We start from the raw sequence: 22,974 nt of genomic DNA, 5'->3' as shown, positions 1-22,974 counted from the left end.
TTCAGCTATCTCCATATCGACATAGCTGAATAATGGCTAATTCAGGCAATAACGCACTATGCGCAATTGACCGCAAACTCTACCGGCAAGTCGCCATAAAACCAGCCATCCTCCTGTTGGGTGAGATCGACACGAATAGTCTTCTTCTCGCCAAACTGAAACTGCCTCACCAGTACCTTACGGGTAAAAACGCCGCCGACGTTAATACGCACGCCGTGGTGCTCAACCTTCTTAACCCGAATGGTTCGTGCGGTATAATCTATTTGAATATCAACATGTTCTCCGTGACGAGCAATGAAAGTCGCGATCCTGACATGCCCCCCGTTTTTGGAGAAAGAGATAAACGGTTGGCTCTTTCTACCGCGCCTTCCCTTTTCTATATTAATGAAATTGTTTACGTCAGAGCGCGCTGCACCATTGAACACAAAGAAGCCTCCCTTCTCAGCAAAATCGTATCCTTTAAAACGAAAAAACAATGGTTTATTTCACTAGCAGGATGAATTTATAACAGAATAATTGACTGCATTTTAGTGCCATGCACAGACAAAATCAAACCCATAAACTGCCAGTGCAGGGCAACTATCACCGCATTCTCATCGCGGTAGAAGAAACACTACGGGCAAGATCCCGCACGATAACTGGCTTCGGCGAAACATATCGCCCCCCTGCGGGCAAGCGTAATGAAGAGTAAAGTAATCCCTGGTTCTGTTAGCTGACCTCCGCGCGTCTGAAATGACCTTAGCGCAACAACAGCAGTTTAAAATTTCTCCGGCAGCTCGTGCACAATATCGACCAGTTCACCGTTCTCCATTTTGATATATCCCCCCTCTTTTAGCTCAGCAAGAATTTTAAAAAGGTAGCTGCGCGACATCTTGGTTCTTTTTAGAATAAAGCTTGCCAGGCTTTCATCATGCAATACTCCCGCATCCTGCTGTTTTTTGTAACGATAAATCATCGATTTAATCGTATCGTAGCGTGAAGGTAAATTCTTTTCGTGATGCGCATCAATAATCAGCGATAACTGAAAGGCCATGACTTCCATCAGATAAACAAAGCGCTCACGCTGAATAAAATAGTGTTCAAACGCTTCTTTACTGCAGGTCACAATTTTGACATTTTTCTTCGCCGTATATTTTAGCGATAGCGCCGGACCATAGCTTTCAATAAGCCCGAAAATCATACCGCGGATTCCTTTACCGATCTGTAGCATGTCCAGCGTTTTACTCCGCGCGCCGCGTTTACTCGCGGAACCAAAACCCGCATTGTATTCCACTTCTATCGCAATTATGCCTTCAACAACAATAACCACTTCGCCGGGTTCTATTTTAAACACACCGTTATCTTTGATGATTCGTGGCTGATTTGCCGAGATCAACGGTTGAATCAACTCAAGATCGCTGGCGACAACATGGTTATATTGATCAATAACATCGGAATAAGTCGTTTTCATGTTGCCTCATTAATACCTATTTATTTAAATATGCATAAAAATAATCTGGCAAAGTTAACCCTGTCAATTAAAGATAGCATTTTTAGTTCATCCTGCCATTTATTTCAGTCCGTTTAGAGACTCCACTCTCGTATCGACCGATACGTCTAAATAAAATGCCAACACCGACGAGAACCGTAACACGGTTTCGCCCATTGAAGCGTCTAATTTATTTTTAACCTAAAACATCCTTGCTAATTTAAAAATAAATTAGACGCTTCGTTAACAACCTATTTTTCCAGATCATTTAAAAATCCGGAAAAATAAAAGGATAGCGAGCTATGTTTAAAAACATTCCCTTTAAGAGAACAATGTTAGCCAGTATGCTGACATTAGCTTCCGGCGCAGTGACCGTTGCTCACGCAGCCGACGCGGCAGCGCCGAAGCAGGATGCTAAAAAGCCTAACATCGTAGTTATCTTTGGCGATGATATCGGCTACCTGAACCTGAGCACCTACAATCAGGGTTTGATGGGCTACCAGACGCCAAACATTGACAGCATCGCCGCGCAGGGCGCGAAGTTTACCTCCTACTACGCCGAGCAGAGCTCCACCGCAGGTCGTTCCGCCTTCATTACCGGCCAGATGCCATTCCGTACCGGGATGAGTAAAGTCGGTATGCCGGGAGCGCCGCAGGGTCTGCAGAAAGAAGATCCGACCATCGCCAACGTCCTCAAGCAGTTGGGTTACGCGACTGGGCAGTTCGGTAAAAACCACCTGGGCGACCGTGATGAATTCCTGCCGACCGCGCACGGTTTCGATGAATTCCTCGGCAACCTCTATCATCTGAATGCCGAAGAAGAGCCGGAAAACCCGGATTACCCGAAAGATCCGAACTTCCGTAAACAGTTTGGCCCGCGCGGCGTGATCAAGAGCACCGCTGACGGCAAGATCGAAGATACCGGTCCGCTGACCGTGAAGCGTATGGGCACCGTAGATGAAGAGACGCTGGCCGCCAACAACGACTTTATGGCGCGTCAGGTGAAAGCCGGTAAACCATTCTTTACCTGGTTCAACACCACCCGTATGCACAACAAAACCCACCTCAAAGACGATAGCGTCGGCGTCACCGGGTTAGGAACCTATGCCGACGGCATGGTTGAGCACGATAAAATCGTCGGCCAGGTGCTGCAGAAAATTAAAGATCTCGGCATCGAAGATAACACCATCGTTATCTACACCACCGACAACGGTCCGATGACCGCCACCTGGCCAGACGCAGGCGAAACCCCGTTCCGCGGGGAGAAAAACACCGGCTGGGAAGGCGGCTTCCGCGTTCCGGCGATGATCAAATGGCCGGGCCACATCAAACCAGGCACCGTGGTGAACGATATGTTCGCCAGTTACGACTGGTTCCCGACGCTGGTTGCCGCTGCCGGCGACAGCAACATTAAACAGGAAATGCTGAAAGGTTATAAAACGCCGTCAATTACCTACAAGGTTCACCTTGATGGCTATAACCAGCTCGACTTCCTGCAGGGCAAAGGGAAAGACCAGCGTAACGAATTCTTCTACTGGAGCGATGACGGCGATCTGCTGGCGATGCGTCAGGGCCGCTGGAAGATCCACTTTATGATCCAGGAGCACACCGGCCTCGATCTGTGGCGCTATCCGTTCACCAAACTGCGCACTCCGCTGATCTTCGATCTGAAAGTCGATCCGCTGGAGAAAGGTTCCGACGGCATGGGCTACGACACCTGGTTCTACGATCGTCTGTTCCTGCTGGGCGGCGCGCAGAAGTCGGCAAAAGATATGCTGGCGACGTTTAAAGAATTCCCGCCGCGTCAGAAGCCGGGTTCCTTTACCGTCTCCGATGTCAGCGCAATGCTTGACCAGAACGCGAAAACCGGCAAGTAACGGTAATCCATCTCCCAGGGCGGTTCGCCGCCCTGTTTTTCTCCTCGCCTTACCCTCGACCTGACTAATCCGGGAGTTATTTATGAAACACAGCACCACCGTGCCTGTTAACGCATTACCTTCGGCAGAAAAGTACGCGGGTAACGGCCCCGCCTACCAACGTCGCTTTCATGTGATGGCGAAACCCAGCGGCTCCGCCTGTAATCTCGATTGTAGCTACTGCTTTTACCTGCACAAAGAACACTTACTCCAGCAGGAAAAGCGCAGCTACATGAGCGATGAAACGCTGGAAAACTTTATCCGCCAGTACATCGATGGACAGGATGGCGAACAGGTGGTCTTCTCCTGGCAGGGCGGCGAACCGACCCTGATGGGACTGGAGTTTTTCCACAAAGTGGTGAAATTCCAACAGCAGTATAAAAAGCCCGGCCAGCGGATCGAAAACGATCTGCAAACCAACGGTATCCTGATTAACGATGCCTGGGCTGAATTCCTCAAAGCAAATCATTTCCTTGTTGGCCTGTCGATTGACGGCCCGCGAGAGTTGCACGACCGCTATCGCATCACCCGTAGCGGCAAACCGACATTTGATAAAGTGATGGCCGGCGTCGACGCCCTGAAACGCCACGGCGTACCATTCAATGCGCTGGTCACCGTCAACCGTACCAACGCCCGTTTCCCATTAGAGGTTTACCGCTTTGTTACCCGCGAACTGGGGGCGACCTACGTGCAATTTAACCCCTGCGTCGAACCGGTGGACTTTACCCAGACCGCGCCTCATTTCTGGCGTGATGACAGCATCCCCACCGTCGGCAGCCGCCGCGCGCGCCCCGGCGATTTAGACGCTATCGTCACCGACTGGTCGGTCGACCCGGACGAGTGGGGACGCTTCCTGATCGCGACTTTCGAAGAGTGGGTGAACAACGATCTTGGCCGCGTACAGGTCAATCTGTTCGAAACCGCCGTGGCCCAAATGATGGGCATGCCGGCGCAAATTTGCACCACCGCGGAATTTTGCGGCAAAGGCCTCGCGGTCGAGAAAAACGGCGATGTTTTCTCCTGCGATCACTACGTCTATCCCGAATATCAAATCGGCAATATTGCCGATAACAGCCTGGCGCGGATGGCTTTCTCCGAACGTCAGCAGGCTTTCGGTATGGGTAAATGCGACACGCTACCGCAGCAGTGCAAGCAGTGCCCTTACCTGAAGCTCTGCCACGGCGAATGCCCGAAAAACCGTCTGGTGCTCACCGCCGACGGCGAAGCCGGCTTGAACTATCTCTGTCCGGGCATTAAGGCCTTTTTCAACTATGCCGAGCCGATTCTGGCGGGCATTGTCACCCTGGTGAAACGCGATTTTAAAGGAGTCAATCGATGAGCCTTCGCGAGAAAATGCTACAGCTGGAGCAGCGCATGAACACGCAGGTGCTCGGTCAGGAAAACGTCGTTCGAATGCTGCTCATCGCCCTGCTCTGCGATGGGCATATCCTGTTGGAAGGGCTGCCGGGGCTGGCGAAGACCCGCGCCGTCCGCGAGCTGGCGCGGCATATTGCCGGTGAATTCCGCCGTATCCAATTCACTCCGGATCTACTGCCCTCGGATATAACCGGCAGCGAAATTTATCAGCAAAACGCCGGCCGCGAAGAAGAACAATTTCGTTTTCGCCCGGGGCCGGTATTCGGTAACGTGATTCTGGCGGACGAAATCAACCGCGCTTCGGCCCGCGTACAATCAGCGCTGCTGGAAGCGATGGAAGAGCGCCACGTCACCGTAGCGGGCAAAAGCTGGCCGCTGCCGGGTGTCTTTATGGTGCTGGCGACGCAGAACCCCGTCGACCAGGAAGGAACCTGGCCGCTGCCGGAAGCCCAGCTTGACCGTTTTCTGATGAAAGTGCAGGTCGACTATCCGTCGAAAGAGCATGAACAGCAGGTGATGCAACTGGTTCGCGCCGAGCAGCAGGCGAAATACAGCGCGGCGACAAAAACCGCCCCTGCGCCGGAAGTGGAATCTCTGCAATTCAGCCAACAGGAGATCGCCTCCTGCTGGCAGGAAATAAGCGCAATCCACGTCGCGCCGATTATCGAAACCTGGATAGTCGAACTGGTCAACGCCACCCGCCAGCCGCAGCGCATCAGCGAGCAGTTAGCCAGCTATCTGGCCTACGGCCTGAGCCCGCGTGGTACCTTAGCGCTGGAGCGCTGCGCCCGCGCGCAGGCCTGGCTCGCGGGACGTGACGCGGTTCGTCCGGAAGACGTGCGTTTTATCGCGCCAGCGGTGATGCGCCACCGGTTGATGCTGAGCTATCAGGCCAGCGCCGATGGTTGCAGCGCCGACGATGTGATTACCATGCTGCTGAACGCCGTGGTGATCTAATGAGCGATCTCTGCGTTAATCGCCAGATTCTGCTCGACCTCGCGCCACAGTCGCGGTTGATTGCAAACCCGCCCGGGCAGATCCCGCCAGGTGCGCTGTCCGGCGAACGCGCCTCCCGCCAGCAGGGCCGTGGGCTCAACTTCGATAGCCTGCGTCGTTATCAACCCGGCGACGATGTTCGAATGATCGACTGGCAGACAACCGCCCGTCTACGTACGCCGTGGGTGCGCCAGTACAATGAAGAGCGAGAACGCCCGGTCTTTTTGCTGGTCGACCAACGATTAGATATGTACTTCGCCACCCGCGGACAAACGAAATCAGCGGCGGCGGCAAAAACCGCCGCGCTGCTGGCCTGGCGCAGCCATCATGATGGCGATCGCCTCGGCAGCCTGGTGTTTAACGATACCACGCTGGCGCTGCAACCATGTAGCGCCCCACGGCGCGCGCTACCCGAGCTGCTGGATAATCTGACGCATTATAATCAGCTGTTGGCCCAACAATATCCTCATGAGCCTCAGCGCACGCAGACGCTGGCGCAGGCGTTGCAGCGCGCCGTCAGCGCGATTCCACGCGGCGCCTGGGTCGCGATCCTGAGCGATTTTCATGACCTCGACGCCCCAGCGCAGGCCATGCTGGCGCATCTGCGCCGACGCTGCGAAGTCAGTGCATTTGTGCTGTTCGACGACCTTCATCTTCGCCTGCCGCGCTCCGGTACGCTGGCCGCCTGCTACGGCGGGCGCAGCGCTAGCGTCACTCTCACCTCTGCGCTCAGCGCCGATATTCGCCAACACATCATCGGTCGGCTGGCGCGTCAGCAGCAGCAACTCAACCAGTTAGGTATTCGGGTTAATCATCTGACGGTAACTCAGGACCTGCTGCGTCAGTTACAAAAAGGGCTTTAAATGTTTGAGAAAGGTTATGCGGTGCCGGATCTACTAACGCCCGCGCTCCCCTCCGCCCCCAGTGGGTTTCCGCTACCAATCGGCTGGCTGATTCTGCTTGCGATTGCCGCAAGCCTGGCAGCGCTGCTCCTGCTTATCCGCTACGCCCGCTGGCGTCGCAATCGCTGGCGGCGGGAAGCGCTGCTGGCGCTCAATCATCAGCATACCGCCGATAGCTGGATGCAGTTGATTAAACGCGTACAACTGGTCCACCAGCCACGTCGCACGGTTAGCCAAACGCTGGCGCCGGAAGCCGTGCTGGCGTCTTTGACGCTGGATACCGACCTGCGCGACCAGCTCATCTCCCGTTACTGCCGGGCAGACAACGCCCTGAACGACCAGCAGACGGCGCGGCTTCGCGCTCAGTTAGCGCAGTGGCTAAAGGAGCTTCCACATGTCTGAATGGCTCGCCCACATTGATTTCGCCTGGCCCTGGGCCGCGCTACTGCTGGCGCTGCCGCTGCTCACTCGTTTTCTCCCGCTCCCGGCAACTTCCACCGACGAGCGCGTGCGGGTACCGTTTTTACCCTCGCTAATTGACGCGTTACAGCTCGATACCCAGCCGAAACGCGGTGGCGGGGCCAGCGCCGTGCTGTTCTGGCTTATCTGGTCGCTGCTGGTCTGCGCGCTGGCGCGGCCGGAATACCTGACGCCGCCGCAGTACATCAGCAGGCCGATGCGCGACATCGTGCTGATCCTCGATGTCTCCGGTTCAATGGCCAAAAATGACATCCAGGGCGGTAATACGCGCCTGCAGGCGGTACAGCAATCGGTGCGCAAGTTTGTCGCCGCCCGGCAATCCGACCGCATCGGCATGGTAATCTTCGCCAGCAAAGCCTGGCCATTCGCGCCGATAAGCGAAGATAAACAGGCGCTGCAAACGCGCATTAATCAACTGGCGCCGGGCATGATTGGCCAGCAAACCGCTATCGGCGACGCGCTGGGCGTGGCGGTTAAGGTACTGGATAATGGCCCTGATAAGCAGGCCGATAAGCTGGCGATTTTACTCACCGACGGCAACGATACCGCTTCGCAGCTGTCGCCTGAACTGGCGGCAAAGCTTGCCGCCGACCACCATGTCCAGGTTCATACCATCGCCTTCGGCGACCTCAGCGATACCAGCAAAGACAAAGTCGATTTGCCGCTACTGCAGCGCATCGCGAAAACCACCGGCGGCCAGAGCTGGACCGCCGCGCATTCCGGCAGCGCGCTGGATAGCGTCTGGCAACAAATCGACGCCCTCACCCCGGCGCAGGTTAAAAGCCTCGGTTGGTCATGGCATCAGGCGCTCTATCCATGGCCGCTCGCCTCTGCGCTGTTACTGTTACTGCTGGCCGCCTGCGGCCGTGTCCTCAGGGAGAAAATGGCATGAGCGATTTTCACTTCCTCTATCCGTGGCGCTTAACCACGCTGCTGTTGTGTGTGCTGGTGGCCTGGCTTCCAGGCTACGGCGCTTGCGCCTGGTCAACGCTAATGGATAAACCTTTTCGCGCGTTGATTATTCAGCGCCGTCGCAGGCTAACCCGTCTGCTGCCATGGCTACTCACACTCGGCGTTGTGGCATTGGCGGGCCCGAGCTGGCAGCGTGAACTACCGGCGGCGCTCACCCCGCAGAGCAACGTAATGGTGATTCTGCAGCAGGATCTGGCGATGTATGCCCGCGATCTACCGCCCTCGCGCCATCAGCGCATGCAGCATAAAATCGCCGCGCTAATGCAGCAGCAGCCCGGGGCGCATTTCGGTCTGGTGGTCTACAGCAGCCAGGCTTTTCTCACGACGCCACTGACGCAGGATCCGCAGTTTTATCAGCTATTTCTCAACGCCCAGTCGCCCTCTTTGCTGCCGGAAGGTAGCGGTTCCGCCCTGCCGCAGGCGGTCGCGTTGGCGTTAAAAAATCTGCCTACTGCCAAAGACAGCCCGCATAGCCTGATCCTCGTTGCCGATACCCTGTCGCCTGCCGAGGTCGACTGGCTGAAAGGGCAACATCTACCGCTGCAAATTTGGGTCCCCGGCACCGCCGCGGGTGGAGCGCTGCCGGACAAGTACGCCAGCCTCGGCGTCGATACCCGGCTGAACGTCGATCGTTTCCGCCAGCTGCGCGACGCCGGGATCCCGGTGACATTGGTCAGCGATGATGGCGACGATCTGCGCGTCATCGCCAGCCACATTCAACAATCGGTGACTCAACAAAATAACGCCCGCCAGGATCTGCGCTGGAAAAACAGCGGCTATCTGCTGATCGTGCCGATGCTGTGCCTGCTGCTGTTCTGGCGACGCCAGCTACTGATGGCGGCGCTGCTGCTTCCCGCGGTGCTGTGGTCGCCGCATAGCGATGCCGCCTGGCTCGATGCCTGGGTTCGCCCGGATATCCAGGGGCAGCACGCCTTCAACCGCGGCGACTACGCCGCTGCCGCCGGGCATTATCGCGACCCTTTATGGCAAGGTATCGCCTGGTATCGGGCGGGCAACTATTCTGCCGCCGCCAGCGCGTTTCGCGCCGCGCCGCCAACCGCGGAAACCTTGCTGTGGCTAGGTAACAGCTATGCTCAGCAAAAGCAGTGGCAGCAGGCGCTCGACAGCTACGATCGCGCCCTCTATCTACATCCTGACTGGTCCATGGCGCTGCAAAATCGCGACAAAATCTCGCAGATCGTGATGCGCATTCGGCAGCAAGAGCGTGAACGCCAGCAGGCGCAGGGCGATGCGATGGATGACGGCCCGGATAAGCTGGTCCACGACCTGCAGAAAAACCAGGGCATCGATCAGCAGCAAATCGGCGCCATCGCCGGGGAGAGTCCGCAGGTTAATCAATGGTTTGATGCACTGGATGTTTCGCCAACGGGGCTACTGAAAAGCCTGTATCGCAACGGCTCGGGAGATACCACGCCATGAACAAAGCGCTACTTTTTCTGCTGGCCGCCACCCTGCCGGCGCATGCGGCGATGGACATCACCCGTGAACTGGAAGCGCCGACGCAGATCGTCCCCGGCCAGCCGGTTCGGGTGGCCGTCACCTGGTGGACGGATAGCTGGTTTAACCCGCCGCCGCAGTGGCCCGAGTTTGCGGTCAAAAACGGCGAACTCCTGCCTACCGCGTTGCCTTCACAGCTGGTGACGCGCAAAAAGAACGGGATCGTCTGGAGCGGCATTCGCCTTGAACGTCAGGTCAGCGCCTGGCAGCAGGGCGTGCTGCGCCTGCCGGCGATCGATATCACCGCGTCATCCGCCAATCAGGCGCCGGTCACGGTACATCTTCCAGCACTGGAACGCCCGGTTAATTGGCCTGCCAATACCACTCAGGCAGACCATTTTTTACCGGCCAGCCAGCTGACGCTCAGCCAGCAAATTCAACAGTACCACGCGGGGAAAGACGCCACGCTGCGGGTCGGTGATGTCGTTGACCGTATCGTGACCGTCGAGGCGCGGGATGCGCTACCGGGGCAAATTCCACCGCTGCTATACGCCATTAGCGGTAGCGAGAGCCAGCGTCTGGCGCCGGTCAGTGAGGCATTAAAAAGCGAGCGCGGCGATGTCATCGGCGCCCACCGGGTGGAACGACTGCGCTATTTACCCAGTCATAGCGGTACGCTGGTACTACCGCCGATTAGCCTGCGCTGGTGGGATACCGTTAATCATCAATGGCGAACGGCGAAGCTGGCGGGAGAAACGTTGAACGTCGCCGCGGCGCGACAGGGCGGCGCGGAGCAAGCGCTGCGCGGAACAACGGGAATGGTCTCCTGGCAAAGTCTGATGTGGGTATTCATTGCCGCCGCGGCGGTCGGAGGCGGATGGTTTGGCCGCCGCTGGAGTTATCGAACGCTTCTCGGCATCAACCGGCGCTGGCGGCGATTTTGGCAGCCGCAGCCGTTGCCGCCGCTGGCCCCTTAGACAATTATCCGTGGCGCAGGGAGCGCACAGAGGGCGGCCCGTCGCCACCAGGGATTTTCCCGGAGGCGGCGCGTTGCGCCTTATCCGGGCTACCAGACCGCACAGTACTGTAGCCCCGGTAAGCGGTAGCGCCACCGGGGATTTTGAGGCGATCAACACCGACAGTTTCAGCCAGGCACACGGACCGTAGGCCGAATAAGGCGCAGCCGCCATCCGGCAAAAATACGGATCCGAACTCACCGCCATTGCCCGGACCAACATGGGGCGTTTTTTATTTCGCCTTACACTGCGCCGGGTCGTATACCGTCTTCCAGTCCTGCTGCATATCGACGACTGTCCAACCCTTTTGTTTCGCCTCGGTCAATCCTTTCACCAGCTTGCCGCTGGCGGAAGGATGGCTGTCGTAGGCATACTCTCGCGCCGCATCGGTATGGTGGACCAGCAGCTCAAAGGTTTTATAGTTCGGGTTGGCTGCGGTGTATTGCAGCATCGCCAAATCGCCGTCGCTGTTACCAAAAGCCGCAACCGGGCGCTGGCCCATAAACAGGTGGATCGCCACCGGTTTGGCCGCGGCGTCATCATTGAATGCGCCTTTCATCGTTTTGCGCAGCTCGGTACCATTATCCGTCAGGCTAAACTCGCTGAGCGCGAACGAACCGATAACCTGCTCCGGCGGAATACCGTACATTTTCTCCGACACCACGCGCATGAAGTCAATTCCGCCGCCGGAAACGATCCACGTTTTAAAGCCATTGGCGCGCAGATAGTCCAGCAGTTGGCGCATCGGCTGATATCCCAACTGGTCATAGCGACAACCGGTACGTTTATCCTGATGGCTGTCAAACCATGCGCTGACTCGCTGACTAAACTCTTCGGTGGTCATGCCGCTATGGGTTAACGCCAGCAACTTGAGTAGCCCTTTTTCACCGCCCGCCGCTACCGTTTTCAAATCGTTGTTCAGTACCGCCGCCACCAGCGGATCTTTTTGCCATTGCGGATGTTCCGGCGCCAGTCTTTTCACTTCATCCACTGCGAACTGCAGTTGGAAAGTCAGCGGCGCTTCCGGCCACAGGGTGCCGTCATTATCAAAAACCACGTAGCGCTTATCTAACGGAATAAAGTCCGCTCCGCCTTCACGCGTCGCCCCCTGCACCCATTGCTCAATCGCCTGTTTAGCAGGGGTATCTTTCCATGCCGGCAGCATATCGGTGGCTGCCGCGCTGGTGAAGCTCAATAGCAGCATGCTGAGCAGTACTGTTTTTTTCATTGTTTTTCCTTCTTATTCCACCGCCAAAAACCAGACCTACTTCAGCATGGCGGCAATTTTCTCAAGCGTCGGTTTAACCGTCGCGTAAAAATGGCGAAAGCCGGGACACAAATAATTGAGCCCTTCTTCGCCGTCCGGGGCGCGCACGATGCGGTTTTTCGGGCATTCGCCCCAGCATAAATTCAGATGCGGGCAGCTTTTGCAGTAGGCCGGCAGCGTCTCTTTCTTGCCCATCCCAAACACTTTCTGCCGCTCGGAAAAGACCATATGCGCCAGCTTGTGCGCCTTAATATTGCCAAGCTTATATTCCGGATAGACGTAGTGATCGCAGGAGTAGACGTCGCCGTTTTTCTCAATCGCCAGCGCCTTACCGCAAAACGGCGCGGTAATGCATAACTGGGATGGGAGTCCCATGGTTTGCACCACGGCGGTTTCAAACAAATTGACCTGCACGCGGCCCAGATCACAGGTCACCCATTCATCAAAAGCTTCGGTCAGAAAATGTCCCCAATCGTCGGGATCCACCGACCAGTCGGTGACGATCGAATCCAGATCCCCCGGTTTCGCCCGGCGGCTGCCGGTGATGGGGATCGTCTCTTCGCGCCAGAATTGCGGCGCGGTAGTTTTAAACTCGGCGGCCTCTACGCAGGGCGTGAACTGGATATAGGTAGCGCCCAGTTCGCGGGTAAGAAAACGATATACCTCGCGCGGGAAACGGGCATTGACCCGGTTGACGACCGCAAGGGCGTTAAAAGGCACGCCGTGACGCTTCAGCGCCGCGATCCCTTCCATGACCTTGTCGAAGGTCGGTTTGCCGCTGCGCGTCACGCGAAAGCGATCGTGGATCTCACGCGGGCCATCAATAGACACGCCGACCAGAAAATTGTGCTGCTTAAGAAAGGCGGCCCACTTATCGTTAATCAGCACGCCATTGGTCTGCAGATCGTTCTCAATCCGCTGGTGTTTCGGCTGATATTTCTTTTGCAGCGCAACGACCTTTTCGAAAAACTCCAGCCCCATCAGGGTTGGCTCGCCGCCCTGCCAGGAGAAAATAATCTCTTCGCCATCCTGGCTTTGAATGTACTGACGAATGAAATTCTCCAGTACCTCATCGCTCATTCCTTTGTCGTGCGGCTGATGTAAAAGCTGCTCTTTATGCAGATAAAAACAGTATTGACAGTCCAGGTTGCAGGTGGAGCCGCTGGGCTTCGCCATCATGTGATAGCGACGTTTATAGGCGGGCAGATAGCGCCCCTGGTTCTGCAAAGGCGTTAATGGAATGGTGGTGCTTTTTTTCATCGACCAGAACCCATTTCGGAGAATGCTCACAACAGCAAAAGGCCCGGACATTTCGCCCGGGCCAACGTCATTTTAGTTGCCGGTCGGCATCGCCAACTGGAACCCTTCTTGTTTTAACTGTTCACGAATATTGCTAAAGCGTTGGTACTGCGACAGGGTAATCGGCCCACTGTAGGCTTCGCTCTGCGGCTTACGCGGCGGATACTCGACGTAGGTTTTCATCAACTTAGTGATGGCTTCGTTGAAGGTCACCAGCGTCCAGGTATGCTCGGTATAGTTGTTCATAAAGATATCGTAACGTTCCTGCGGATCCTGCCAGAGATCGAAAATCTGCGGTACCGTCGCGACATACGACTCCGGCCCTTTCCAGCCGAGGTTGGAATCCACCGCCAGGCCGCCGGTTTTCGCGCCGTTATCGCCGCGCAGGTTAAACACCGCCTTATAGTGGCCGACGCGCGCCGCCCCCGGGGTCAACTCGTTTTCGGTGAAGTAGAACCAGGAAGTACGCGGATCTTTGCCCGTGCCAAACAGTACCGGTGAAATATCGTAGCTATCGAAGATAATCGGCTGCCCAGCGCGGTCTTTGGTCGGTAACTTAATCCCGGCCACTGAAGCAAAAGTCGCCATCAGATCGAGGCCGCCAACGATATCGTGGTTACGACTGTGCTCTTTAATCTTGCCTGGCCACCAGGCAATAGCCGGAACGCGGCTGCCGCCCTCGCGGTCAGTGCCTTTGGTACCGCGGAATGGCGTATAGCCGGCATCCGGATAAACGTCCTGCCAGGCGCCGTTATCGGTGGTCCATACCACAAGGGTGTTTTTATCGATCCCCAACTCACGCAGCTTATCCATGATATGGCCTACGCGGGCATCCATTTCCACCATCGAGTCGGCGTATTTGCTCTTCGACATCGACTTACCGACGTAATCCGGATCCGGCATGTTCGGCTGGTGGTTCTTCATAAAATTGATGCTCATGAAGAAGGGTTCGGAAGATTTTGCGTTTGCTTCAAGATAGTCCAGCGAAGCCTTCTCGACGTAGCGGTCGAAGAATGGGATGCCGACCACGCCCTCTTTGCCATCAACGACCGGGGTATTCACATACTGGCCGTTGATTTTGAACTCTTCCTTCGGCGCTTCGCCTGCCTTGCCGGAGAGCGCGCCGCGGGTGACGCGAGCAAACATTTCACGCAGTTGCGGATCCATATCCGGGAACCAGGTCGGATCGGCATAGGTATAGGCGTTCAGGTGGTAGAGGCCGACGTATTTCATTTCGTCGTAGCCCTGAGCGTTAGGTAACGCATAATCGGCTTCACCGAGGTGCCATTTACCGGTGAAGAAGGTTTTATAGCCGCCGGTTTTCAGCACCGAGGCCAGCGTCCACTCTTCTTTCGGTAAACCGCCGCCCTGCCCCTGGAAGGCCACGGTGGTCATACCGCTACGGTTGGGAATGCGCCCGGTCTGCATCGCCGCGCGACCCGGCGTACTGCTTGGCTGGCCATAGAAGTCGAAAAAGGTCATCCCCTCATCGGCCATTTTGTCGAGGTTTGGCGTCGGCATACCGCGGCCTTCGCCGCCGCCGTAGACGCCGAGGTCGCCATAGCCGGTATCGTCAGAGACGATCAGGATAATATTGGGCTTCTTTGCCGCCCCATCGCTGGGAGCGACCGCATTTTGATCGGCGGCATTGACCGTCGCGCCGGGTAAGAGCGAGCCAGCGGCAAATGCCAGCACGCCGATACCCTTGTATTTTTTATTCATCTTCAAACCTCATTGCTCAGAATGCGCCTGATTTCACTTAGGATTTGGCTAATGTCAGGCAGGCGTTGTCAGATTAGATAAGTCTCAACATGAGATGAGCGACATCAGCGAAAACCTTGTCGCTACTGAGGCGATTCCGCTTAAGTGAAGTAGAGAAAGCAATAAAAATCCACACGTACAATTTTATTTTTTCATTTATGCAAAGCCAATCACCATCACCGTTTTATTAAATAAAACCGCGGCAAAAGCAATATTATCATTCAATATTTAAGTGGATTCTTAGTTACTAAAAAAAGAAGCCCAACTACCCCACTAAAACAGTCTAAGTGAGTGTTTTAAAAAGAGCGATAGATCAGTCCGTTAACGGACTGCAAAAGTGATGCTTGCTATCTGGCGCCAGCTTTTAAATTTAGATATTTTGTATCAGGCGTAATTCCGCGCCGTTAAAATATAAAGTATCGCCACTGCAAAATAGCAAAGAGTAATAAAGCGGTAGAGTTAAGTCCGGAGAGAAAATGAGTCGTATTCAAACGCCCTATTCCCACATCATCGATGAATATAATAAGATGATTTCAAAGAATATAAAGGCGATAGACTCGTTAACTCACAGCAATAATATACGCCAAATTGCTGATGATACGCCTTTCACCCTGAGTACAGGCGAGATTATTATTGTTCTTGAAGGCGTCATTGCCGTTGAGATGCAGGAGCACAACTTTATTCTCACCTCTGGAAAAGCGAAAACCCAACCGAAAAAGTTGTTTCAGATCGGCAAAGGCATCAAAGGGATGTTTTTTGGTATTGTCGAGAATTATGGTCCGGGCATTCAGTTGCACTATACCGCCAAAAAAAATGTCAAAGTGTTCAGCTGTAATCTCGAATACTTTGAGAAACATTTTACTCAGCCCGATAAATTCACCTTCCTGATGAACATGATGGCCATCACGCTGGCGTTTTTGCTCGATGCGCATGACGAAAGAGCTATTGGCACCCGCTATTTTGTCATTCGCTCCATGATTTATCGCTATCTCAAGCAGAAAAATGAGGGCGTATTACACGACCCGAGCCTGGCAAACTTTATCCTGCGACGCACGAAAATGTCGCGTAGCTATCTGTTTCAGGTACTTTCCGATCTGAAAAATGGCGGCTATATCACGATGAAAAACGGCGAGCTCGTCGATATTGTCAACGAGCTGCCGGAAAAATATTAACGCCGCTGGCTTAACCCTTATCCTGCCCCCGGCGCTTAAACTGCCCGGCGTCGATATCGTACTGCTTCATCTTGCGCCACAGCGTGGTACGGCCAATATTCAGCAACTGCGACATCTCCTGTACCCGGCCGTTGGTCACTCGCGCCGCCTGGATAATCGCCTCTTTCTCGATGGCGCTGAAAGACAGGCTCGACGGCAGTAGCGATGAGGCCGTTTCGCTACCAGGCCGGGTAGAGAAGAGATGTTCGGGGAGATTGCTTAAGCGGATATGCCCGTTATCGCTGCTCATCGCGATATTCTCAATAATGCTATTAAGCTCAAAATCATTTCCCGGCCACGGGTAGGCGGTCAGTTGGGCCAGCGCGTCGTCATCGACCTTCAGCCGCGATGAAAAGCGTTTCTCCAGCCGACGCAGACGGCTATGCACCAGCGAAGGAATGCTGCCGCGCCGCGCCCGCAGCGGCGGAATGACTATCTCAAACGAATGCAGCGCATAGTACAGCTGGCGGCTAAAGCGGTTCTGCTCCACCAGGTTCGCGAGGTCAACGGTGGTGGTGGCGATCACTTTCACATCTACCGGAATCAGCCGTCGGGCATCAAGACGCGTCAGCACGCCCTGTTTTATCACCTGCAGCAGCGCCGACTGCAGTTCGGGGGCCAGATACTCTATTTTTTCCAGGAACAGCGTGCCGCCGTTAGCCAGTTCGAGTCGGCTGAGGCGGCCATTTTCATCGTCGGTTGGCGCGCTGCCCATAAAATCCTGTCCCAGTACGCTGTCGGCGTACAGCTGGCAGTTAACCGAAATATACGGGCCCGGCGCCCGCTCGCTTTCGTTATGGATAGCCTGGCTCAGTAATTCTTTACCCACCCCTTCCTCGCCGCACAGCAGCACCGGGAAAGCGCCGCGCGCCGCCTGGCGGCCAAAGTGGATCAGCCTGCGGGTTTCCGGGTCATCCGCCGACATCTGTTCGAAGGTATGACTCACTTTGCCTAATTGGCTGGTCATTAATTGACGCATCTGCTCCACCGGGTGGAGCAGTAAAATGAAGCTATTGCCCTGCTCCTCCACGATAGGCTTCAGGGTGATCACCGCGTCGATAAACTGATGCTGGCTCTCGAAGGTCACTTCCACATGATTGAGGCCGCGGGCCTGTTTAATCGCGCGGCGCAGCAACGCCGGCAGGGTCAGCAGTTCGTTGATATTTCGCCCCTGGCTGGCCTGGGTATCGAGATGCAGCAGCGTGGCCGCCTGCACGTTGAGAAACTGCAGCACTCCCTGCTCGTTCCACGCCATCACCCCGTCGTCCATACTTTCCAGCAGGCCGTACATTTGATTAAGGTGACGGTTAGATTCCGCCAGCAGGCTGTCGGTAAGCAGCGAGTTACCCACTTCGCGGGCGATGGCCAAGGTCAGCGACAGATCCGCCGGAGCCCACTCTTCGCGCAGACAGCATAGCGAAATCGATCCAAACAGGCGGCCATGGTTATCGAACACCGGCGTCGAACTGAACGACCAGCGCCGCAGAGCCTGCTTAAAGTGCTCGTCGCCCGCGGTGTTGACCGGCTGTCCGAGCATCGAAGCCAGCGACAGCGCGCAGGTGCCGATAATGCTCTCCGCGCAGTAGCTGCCGTCGCGAAATCCCAGTTCCGCCAGCTGTTCCAGTGTCTGCGGGTTACCACAGCGGCTCAGAATGCAGGCCGACTCATCAAGGATGAACAGCGCGCAGGGGCGGTTGGCCATAAACTCCCACGCATCTTCCAGCGCCGCCTGACCGATGGTCAGCAGCGCGGTTTTGCGACGGCAGATCGATTCAAAGGTCAGCCCCTGCGCCTGATGCGGCGCCTGCCAGGTTTCCCGCTGCATAAATTTGCTGCAGCGATGCCACGACTGGCTGATAACGGCTGAAACTTCATTTTCCGCGCCCTGAGTCTGAGCTGTCATATCCCTTTTCCGCTGTAGTTAACACAGTTAAAACGACAAAACCCTCCGGCAGCGGCTGCCGGAGGGGAAAGTTCATGCCGCATTATGCTGCGGCGTCTCGGTCAGGCGAAAACGAATTAACGCGCCAGCCACTGCTGCCCAAGCAGGTCCGCGGTAAGGATGGCGGCGTAGACGCTATCCGCGGTGACCGGGAACGGCATATTGTGGATGGTTTCGCCTTCCGCGCAGGTGGCTTTCGCGACCGCGTGGATTTTGCTTTCAATACCCTCTTTCACGCCCATCTGCGCAAGGGTGATCGGCAGGCCAACTTTTTCACAGAAGCCCATCACGGTTTCGATCTCTTCCAGCGGGCTGTTTTGCAGCACCAGCTGCGCCAGGGTGCCGAAAGCGACTTTTTCGCCGTGATAAAGATGGTGGCACTCTTCAAGAATGGTGAAACCGTTGTGAATCGCGTGCGCGCCGGCCAGGCCGCTGCTCTCAAAGCCAATACCGCTCAGATAGGTGTTGGCTTCGACAATGCGCTCCAGCGCATCGGTCACCACTCCAGCCTGAGCCGCCAGGCGTGCTTTTTCGCCTTCCGCCAGCAGCGTATCATAGCACAGGCGCGCCAGGCTCAAGGCCGCCGCCGTGGACTGCCCGCCCGCCATGCTGGTGGCTCGCGCATCGAAGCAGGCCTTGGCTTCAAACCAGGTGGAGAGCGCATCGCCCATCCCGGCCACCAGCAAGCGTACCGGCGCTTTGGCGATAATCGCCGTGTCCATCACCACCATATCCGGGTTTTTCGGGTAGATCAGATACTCTTCAAATTCGCCCGCCTCGGTGTAGATAACCGACAGCGCGCTGGTCGGCGCATCGGTTGAGGCAATTGTCGGGATCACCACCACCGGCAGCTTCTGGTAATAGCCGATAGCCTTCGCGGTATCGAGGGTTTTCCCGCCGCCAATACCCACCACGCCGCGGCAGCCGTGCTGCTTAAGAATAGCGATCAGGCGGTTGATTTCCGCATGGCTGCACTCGCCGTTAAACCGTTCCGCATGGCAGCTAATATTGTGGCTATGCAGGCCGTTCAATACTTTGTCGCCCGCCAGCTTCATCACGAAGTCATCGGCGATAACAAAAAAGCTGTCGGCCAGGTTTTTAGCGTATTCGCCGAACAGCCTGGCGGCATCAGGTCCCTGGAGATATTTGGCTGGAGATTGAATAACTTTTAGCATTCCTTTCACCCTCAAATAAGTGCATATGTTGACACGTGAGCCCTGGCCGTCATGCCGCGGCGCCTGGTATCAATGGCGCCTACAGCCACGCTGCCGGAGCGATGCATCCACTGTAGGGCGAGCAAAAGCGAAAAAAATTTTTCCCTTTTTTGTTCTGTTCTGAAACAGATAAAAAAATAATACGTTCCATATTGAAACAATATGGCTGAGAAAGCGATGGGATTGCGATCGCGATCGGCTCATTTTGGCTAAAAAGCCATTATCGTCCCCCCTCTTTAACGCATAAAATCGCCTCAATGCGGCACAATGGCGAAAAAAATCATCATAGCCTCATCTCTGATAGCAGAAAAAAACGGCCACATTATTAGCGCTGGCTCGCAATTTTCCTGTTTATCGGCGAATAACGTTCCATAAAGGAACAAAAATCATTTTCTACGTTCCGTTATGGAACTCATTTTGACAGCGTTTTATTTTGCGCCCGCTCAGCCAGAATCATTACATCGCCGGGCTACCCTTATAGACAGGCGACCTCCCCTACCCTACGGAGCATAAACAATGAAAAAACTGATTAACCGTGTGGAAGATGTACTCAGCGAACAACTCGTCGGCCTGGCGAAAGCGCATCCTGAACTGACGCTGCACCAGGACCCGGTCTATGTCACCCGCGCCGATGCGCCGGTCGCCGGCAAAGTGGCGCTGCTCTCCGGCGGCGGCAGCGGACACGAACCGATGCACTGCGGCTACATCGGCCAGGGCATGCTCTCCGGCGCCTGCCCGGGGGAAATTTTCACCTCGCCGACGCCGGACAAAATGTTCGAATGCGCGATGCAGATTGACGGCGGCGAAGGCGTCCTGCTGATTATCAAAAACTATACCGGCGACATCCTGAATTTTGAGACCGCCACCGAGCTGCTGCACGAAAGCGGCGTTAAGGTCACCACCGTCGTGGTGGATGACGACGTGGCGGTAAAAGATAGCCTCTACACCGCCGGACGCCGCGGCGTCGCCAATACCGTGTTGATTGAAAAACTGGTCGGCGCCGCCGCCGAACGCGGCGACTCGCTGGAAGCCTGCGCCGAACTGGGCCGCCGTTTAAATAACCTTGGTCACTCGATTGGTATCGCGCTGGGCGCCTGCACCGTACCGGCCGCCGGACAGCCCTCCTTTACCCTGAAAGATGATGAGATGGAATTCGGCGTCGGCATCCACGGCGAGCCAGGTATCGACCGCCGCCGCTTCAGCTCGCTCGACCAAACCGTCGATGAGATGTTCGATACCCTGCTGGAAAACGGCGCATACAGCCGCACGCTGCGCCAGTGGGATAACGTCAAGGGAGCGTGGCAGGAAGTGAAACAGAGCAAAACCGCGCTGCAAAACGGCGATCGGGTTATCGCGCTGGTCAATAACCTCGGCGCCACGCCGCTTTCCGAACTGTACGGCGTTTACAACCGCCTCGCCCAGCGCTGCGAAGCGTCCGGCATTGTGATTGAACGCAACCTCATCGGCAGCTACTGCACCTCGCTGGATATGGCGGGTTTCTCCATCACCCTGCTGAAAGCGGATGATGACACGCTGGCGTTATGGGACGCCCCGGTCCATACCCCGGCGCTGAACTGGGGAAAATAAGGAGCACGACATGTCACTGAACAGAACGCAAATCGTCGACTGGCTGTACCGCTGCGGCGACATTTTCACCAAACAGAGCGATTTTCTCACCGGCCTTGATAAAGAGATCGGCGACGCCGACCACGGCCTCAATATGCATCGCGGCTTCAGCAAAGTCGTCGAAAAGCTGCCGTCGATCGCCGATAAAGACATCGGTTTTATTCTCAAGAATACCGGGATGACGCTGCTTTCCAACGTCGGCGGCGCCAGCGGCCCGCTGTTCGGCACCTTCTTTATCCGCGCCGCCCAGGTCACCCAGGCGCATCAGAGCCTGACCCTCGACGAGCTTTATCAGATGATCCGCGAAGGCGCGGACGGCGTCGTCAACCGCGGTAAAGCGGAGCCGGGCGATAAGACGATGTGCGACGTCTGGCTGCCGGTAGTGGAATCCCTGCGTCATTCCAGCGAGCAGCATTTGTCTATCCCCGCCGCGCTGGATGCCGCCTGCGAAGTGGCCGAGCGCGCCGCCCACGCCACCATCACCATGCAGGCGCGTAAAGGCCGCGCCAGCTATCTCGGCGAGCGCAGCATCGGGCATCAGGATCCCGGCGCGACCTCGGTGCTGTTTATGGTTCAGATGCTGGCTGCCGCCGCCAAAGAGTAAGGAAATCGCGATGGTAAACCTGGTTATTGTTTCTCATAGCGCCCGGCTGGGCGAAGGTGTCGGAGAACTGGCCCGGCAGATGTTAATGAACGATGGCTGTAAGCTGGCGATCGCCGCCGGGATCGACGATCCCGACAGCCCGATCGGCACCGATCCGATTAAAGTCATGGAGGCGATTGAATCCGTCGCCGATACCGACCATGTACTGGTGATGATGGATATCGGCAGCGCCCTGCTCAGCGCCGAAACCGCCCTCGATCTGCTCGATCCGGCGATTGCGGCAAAGGTGCGGCTGTGCGCCGCGCCGCTGGTCGAAGGGACGCTGGCGGCCACCGTCAGCGCCGCCTCCGGCGCCGGGATCGACAAGGTTATCGCCGATGCCATGAACGCCCTGGAAGCCAAGCGGGTTCAGCTGGGTTTACCCTCGCACACGCCTGACGCCGCCGCCCCAACGCTTGCTGACGACGGCGACGCTAAATCGGTTTCAGTCATTATTAACAATCACAACGGCCTGCACGTGCGTCCGGCATCGAAGCTGGTCGCCGCGCTGGCGGGTTTTAACGCCGACCTGGTGCTGGAGAAAAACGGCAAATGCGTTACCCCGGACAGTCTGAATCAAATCGCTCTGCTGCAGGTGCGCCGCCACGATAAGCTGCGCCTGCTGGCTCGCGGTCCGGACGCCGATGCGGCGCTGGCGGCGTTTCAGGCGCTGGCCGCCGATAACTTCGGCGAGTCGCCGGAGGCGCAGCCGACTGCGGAACCCGCCATACCTGCGCGTGTTGAAGGCGCGGCGCTGCTTTATCCGCTGGCGCCGATCCAACCGGCGCTCCCCGCCGCCGCCGACGTTGCTCGCGAGCAGCAGCGCCTGCGCCAGGCGATCGACCAGACGCTGGCCGATCTCAATGCGCTCACCGAGCTGGCGGAAAACAAATTTAACGCCGATATCGCGGCGATCTTCGCCGGTCATCACACTTTACTCGACGATGAAGATCTGTTTGATGCCGCCAACGATCGTCTGCTCACCGAACAGTGCTCGGCGGAATGGGCGTGGCATCAGGTGCTGATGGAGCTCAGCCAACAGTATCGCCAGCTGGATGACGCCTACCTGCAGGCGCGCTATATCGATATCGAAGATATTCTGCAGCGCACGCTACGCCATCTGCAGGGTATTAAGGAGACGCTGCCATTCGCCAGTGAGCCGACGATTATTATCGCCGACAATATTTATCCCTCGACCGTACTCCAACTGGATGCCAGCAAGGTCACCGGCCTGTGCCTGCGCGACGGCAGCGAACAGGCCCACGGCGCGATTATCGCCCGCGCGGCGGGGATCGCCTGGTTATGCCAGCAGGGCAACGCGCTGAATGATATTCAGCCTGGCGAAGCCATCACGCTCGATATGCATCAGCAACGTCTTATTCGTCGCTAAATCTACTTTGACCGTTACCACTCCGGAGGCCCGCCT

At 56.3% G+C, this 22,974-nt stretch carries 19 protein-coding genes; 13 read left to right on the top strand and 6 right to left on the bottom strand.

Annotation, left to right across the window (positions count from 1 at the left end; all coding sequences use genetic code 11):
• Positions 1–32 precede the first annotated feature (32 nt).
• Complete coding sequence (locus tag ABLV66_RS03315; RefSeq protein WP_348876238.1) at positions 33–500, top strand: hypothetical protein; 468 nt, start codon at positions 33–35, stop codon at positions 498–500.
• A gap of 257 nt (positions 501–757) precedes the next feature.
• Here ABLV66_RS03315 and ABLV66_RS03310 read toward each other — a convergent pair whose 3' ends face one another.
• Positions 758–1,450, bottom strand: coding sequence for a helix-turn-helix domain-containing protein (locus ABLV66_RS03310; protein WP_047078337.1), 693 nt, complete (start codon positions 1,448–1,450; stop codon positions 758–760).
• A gap of 320 nt (positions 1,451–1,770) precedes the next feature.
• On the opposite strand from ABLV66_RS03310, the gene ABLV66_RS03305 reads away from it, so the two are divergent.
• The 8 genes from ABLV66_RS03305 (at position 1,771) to ABLV66_RS03270 (ending at position 10,546) form a co-directional block, all read left to right on the top strand.
• Entirely contained in the window at positions 1,771–3,345 is a 1,575-nt protein-coding gene (locus tag ABLV66_RS03305; RefSeq protein ID WP_348876239.1) for an arylsulfatase, read from the top strand.
• 82 nt (positions 3,346–3,427) lie between these two features.
• A complete protein-coding gene (locus tag ABLV66_RS03300; protein ID WP_047043111.1) occupies positions 3,428–4,723 on the top strand; it encodes an anaerobic sulfatase maturase in 1,296 nt (431 codons plus the stop codon).
• Positions 4,720–5,718, top strand: coding sequence for an AAA family ATPase (locus tag ABLV66_RS03295; protein ID WP_047043114.1), 999 nt, complete (start codon positions 4,720–4,722; stop codon positions 5,716–5,718). The genes ABLV66_RS03300 and ABLV66_RS03295 overlap by 4 nt, the downstream gene beginning before the upstream one ends.
• Entirely contained in the window at positions 5,718–6,620 is a 903-nt protein-coding gene (locus ABLV66_RS03290; protein WP_348876240.1) for a DUF58 domain-containing protein, read from the top strand. Before ABLV66_RS03295 ends, ABLV66_RS03290 begins: the two co-directional genes overlap by 1 nt.
• Complete coding sequence (locus tag ABLV66_RS03285) at positions 6,621–7,061, top strand: DUF4381 family protein (RefSeq protein WP_316422690.1); 441 nt, start codon at positions 6,621–6,623, stop codon at positions 7,059–7,061.
• The gene (locus ABLV66_RS03280; RefSeq protein ID WP_348876241.1) at positions 7,054–8,031 is read left to right on the top strand and encodes a VWA domain-containing protein; all 978 of its coding nucleotides are present in this window, start codon (positions 7,054–7,056) and stop codon (positions 8,029–8,031) included. Before ABLV66_RS03285 ends, ABLV66_RS03280 begins: the two co-directional genes overlap by 8 nt.
• Entirely contained in the window at positions 8,028–9,551 is a 1,524-nt protein-coding gene (locus ABLV66_RS03275; RefSeq protein WP_348876243.1) for a VWA domain-containing protein, read from the top strand. Before ABLV66_RS03280 ends, ABLV66_RS03275 begins: the two co-directional genes overlap by 4 nt.
• Positions 9,548–10,546 (top strand): oxygen tolerance domain protein, encoded by a 999-nt coding sequence (locus ABLV66_RS03270; RefSeq protein ID WP_315711534.1) that lies wholly within the window; start codon positions 9,548–9,550, stop codon positions 10,544–10,546. The genes ABLV66_RS03275 and ABLV66_RS03270 overlap by 4 nt, the downstream gene beginning before the upstream one ends.
• Before the next feature lie 271 nt (positions 10,547–10,817).
• Here the strand turns inward: ABLV66_RS03270 and ABLV66_RS03265 are convergent, their stop codons facing one another.
• From ABLV66_RS03265 to ABLV66_RS03255, 3 genes are all read right to left on the bottom strand, one after another.
• Positions 10,818–11,813, bottom strand: a complete 996-nt coding sequence (locus ABLV66_RS03265; RefSeq protein WP_047043132.1) for an HAD family hydrolase — start codon at positions 11,811–11,813, stop codon at positions 10,818–10,820.
• Positions 11,814–11,849: 36 nt separating this feature from the next.
• A complete protein-coding gene (locus ABLV66_RS03260; protein ID WP_047043135.1) occupies positions 11,850–13,112 on the bottom strand; it encodes an anaerobic sulfatase maturase in 1,263 nt (420 codons plus the stop codon).
• Between the two features lie 72 nt (positions 13,113–13,184).
• Complete coding sequence (locus tag ABLV66_RS03255; protein WP_047043139.1) at positions 13,185–14,873, bottom strand: arylsulfatase; 1,689 nt, start codon at positions 14,871–14,873, stop codon at positions 13,185–13,187.
• A 515-nt stretch (positions 14,874–15,388) separates the two neighbouring features.
• Here ABLV66_RS03255 and ABLV66_RS03250 point away from each other — a divergent pair.
• Positions 15,389–16,084: a helix-turn-helix domain-containing protein gene (locus ABLV66_RS03250; protein ID WP_047043142.1), complete on the top strand. Its 696-nt coding sequence runs from the start codon at positions 15,389–15,391 to the stop codon at positions 16,082–16,084.
• Positions 16,085–16,094: 10 nt separating this feature from the next.
• On the opposite strand, the gene dhaR is transcribed toward ABLV66_RS03250, so the two are convergent.
• Positions 16,095–18,026: a dihydroxyacetone kinase operon transcriptional regulator DhaR gene (dhaR, locus tag ABLV66_RS03245; RefSeq protein WP_063416557.1), complete on the bottom strand. Its 1,932-nt coding sequence runs from the start codon at positions 18,024–18,026 to the stop codon at positions 16,095–16,097.
• Between the two features lie 116 nt (positions 18,027–18,142).
• Positions 18,143–19,240, bottom strand: a complete 1,098-nt coding sequence (locus ABLV66_RS03240; RefSeq protein ID WP_348876244.1) for a glycerol dehydrogenase — start codon at positions 19,238–19,240, stop codon at positions 18,143–18,145.
• Between the two features lie 555 nt (positions 19,241–19,795).
• On the opposite strand from ABLV66_RS03240, the gene dhaK reads away from it, so the two are divergent.
• Genes dhaK through dhaM form a run of 3 tightly spaced genes read left to right on the top strand, consistent with a single transcriptional unit; the run spans position 19,796 to position 22,938 of the window.
• Entirely contained in the window at positions 19,796–20,866 is a 1,071-nt protein-coding gene (dhaK, locus tag ABLV66_RS03235; RefSeq protein ID WP_047039461.1) for a dihydroxyacetone kinase subunit DhaK, read from the top strand.
• A gap of 10 nt (positions 20,867–20,876) precedes the next feature.
• Complete coding sequence (gene dhaL, locus ABLV66_RS03230; protein WP_007372179.1) at positions 20,877–21,509, top strand: dihydroxyacetone kinase subunit DhaL; 633 nt, start codon at positions 20,877–20,879, stop codon at positions 21,507–21,509.
• 10 nt (positions 21,510–21,519) lie between these two features.
• Positions 21,520–22,938, top strand: a complete 1,419-nt coding sequence (dhaM, locus tag ABLV66_RS03225; protein WP_063416559.1) for a dihydroxyacetone kinase phosphoryl donor subunit DhaM — start codon at positions 21,520–21,522, stop codon at positions 22,936–22,938.
• Positions 22,939–22,974: the final 36 nt, after the last annotated feature.

Source organism: Klebsiella sp. CN_Kp073 (genome assembly GCF_040065495.2).
In the GTDB taxonomy this organism is placed as follows: domain Bacteria; phylum Pseudomonadota; class Gammaproteobacteria; order Enterobacterales; family Enterobacteriaceae; genus Klebsiella; species Klebsiella aerogenes.
Note: the sequence above shows the minus strand (reverse complement) of the source record. Positions and strands in the feature narration are given on the sequence as shown.

Bases quoted from the DNA above. Each gene is read 5' to 3' on its own strand.
- ABLV66_RS03315 (WP_348876238.1), top strand. From the start codon at position 33: ATGGCTAATTCAGGCAATAACGCACTATGCGCAATTGACCGCAAACTC.
- ABLV66_RS03310 (WP_047078337.1), bottom strand. From the start codon at position 1,450: ATGAAAACGACTTATTCCGATGTTATTGATCAATATAACCATGTTGTC.
- ABLV66_RS03305 (WP_348876239.1), top strand. From the start codon at position 1,771: ATGTTTAAAAACATTCCCTTTAAGAGAACAATGTTAGCCAGTATGCTG.
- ABLV66_RS03300 (WP_047043111.1), top strand. From the start codon at position 3,428: ATGAAACACAGCACCACCGTGCCTGTTAACGCATTACCTTCGGCAGAA.
- ABLV66_RS03295 (WP_047043114.1), top strand. From the start codon at position 4,720: ATGAGCCTTCGCGAGAAAATGCTACAGCTGGAGCAGCGCATGAACACG.
- ABLV66_RS03290 (WP_348876240.1), top strand. From the start codon at position 5,718: ATGAGCGATCTCTGCGTTAATCGCCAGATTCTGCTCGACCTCGCGCCA.
- ABLV66_RS03285 (WP_316422690.1), top strand. From the start codon at position 6,621: ATGTTTGAGAAAGGTTATGCGGTGCCGGATCTACTAACGCCCGCGCTC.
- ABLV66_RS03280 (WP_348876241.1), top strand. From the start codon at position 7,054: ATGTCTGAATGGCTCGCCCACATTGATTTCGCCTGGCCCTGGGCCGCG.
- ABLV66_RS03275 (WP_348876243.1), top strand. From the start codon at position 8,028: ATGAGCGATTTTCACTTCCTCTATCCGTGGCGCTTAACCACGCTGCTG.
- ABLV66_RS03270 (WP_315711534.1), top strand. From the start codon at position 9,548: ATGAACAAAGCGCTACTTTTTCTGCTGGCCGCCACCCTGCCGGCGCAT.
- ABLV66_RS03265 (WP_047043132.1), bottom strand. From the start codon at position 11,813: ATGAAAAAAACAGTACTGCTCAGCATGCTGCTATTGAGCTTCACCAGC.
- ABLV66_RS03260 (WP_047043135.1), bottom strand. From the start codon at position 13,112: ATGAAAAAAAGCACCACCATTCCATTAACGCCTTTGCAGAACCAGGGG.
- ABLV66_RS03255 (WP_047043139.1), bottom strand. From the start codon at position 14,873: ATGAATAAAAAATACAAGGGTATCGGCGTGCTGGCATTTGCCGCTGGC.
- ABLV66_RS03250 (WP_047043142.1), top strand. From the start codon at position 15,389: ATGAGTCGTATTCAAACGCCCTATTCCCACATCATCGATGAATATAAT.
- dhaR (WP_063416557.1), bottom strand. From the start codon at position 18,026: ATGACAGCTCAGACTCAGGGCGCGGAAAATGAAGTTTCAGCCGTTATC.
- ABLV66_RS03240 (WP_348876244.1), bottom strand. From the start codon at position 19,240: ATGCTAAAAGTTATTCAATCTCCAGCCAAATATCTCCAGGGACCTGAT.
- dhaK (WP_047039461.1), top strand. From the start codon at position 19,796: ATGAAAAAACTGATTAACCGTGTGGAAGATGTACTCAGCGAACAACTC.
- dhaL (WP_007372179.1), top strand. From the start codon at position 20,877: ATGTCACTGAACAGAACGCAAATCGTCGACTGGCTGTACCGCTGCGGC.
- dhaM (WP_063416559.1), top strand. From the start codon at position 21,520: ATGGTAAACCTGGTTATTGTTTCTCATAGCGCCCGGCTGGGCGAAGGT.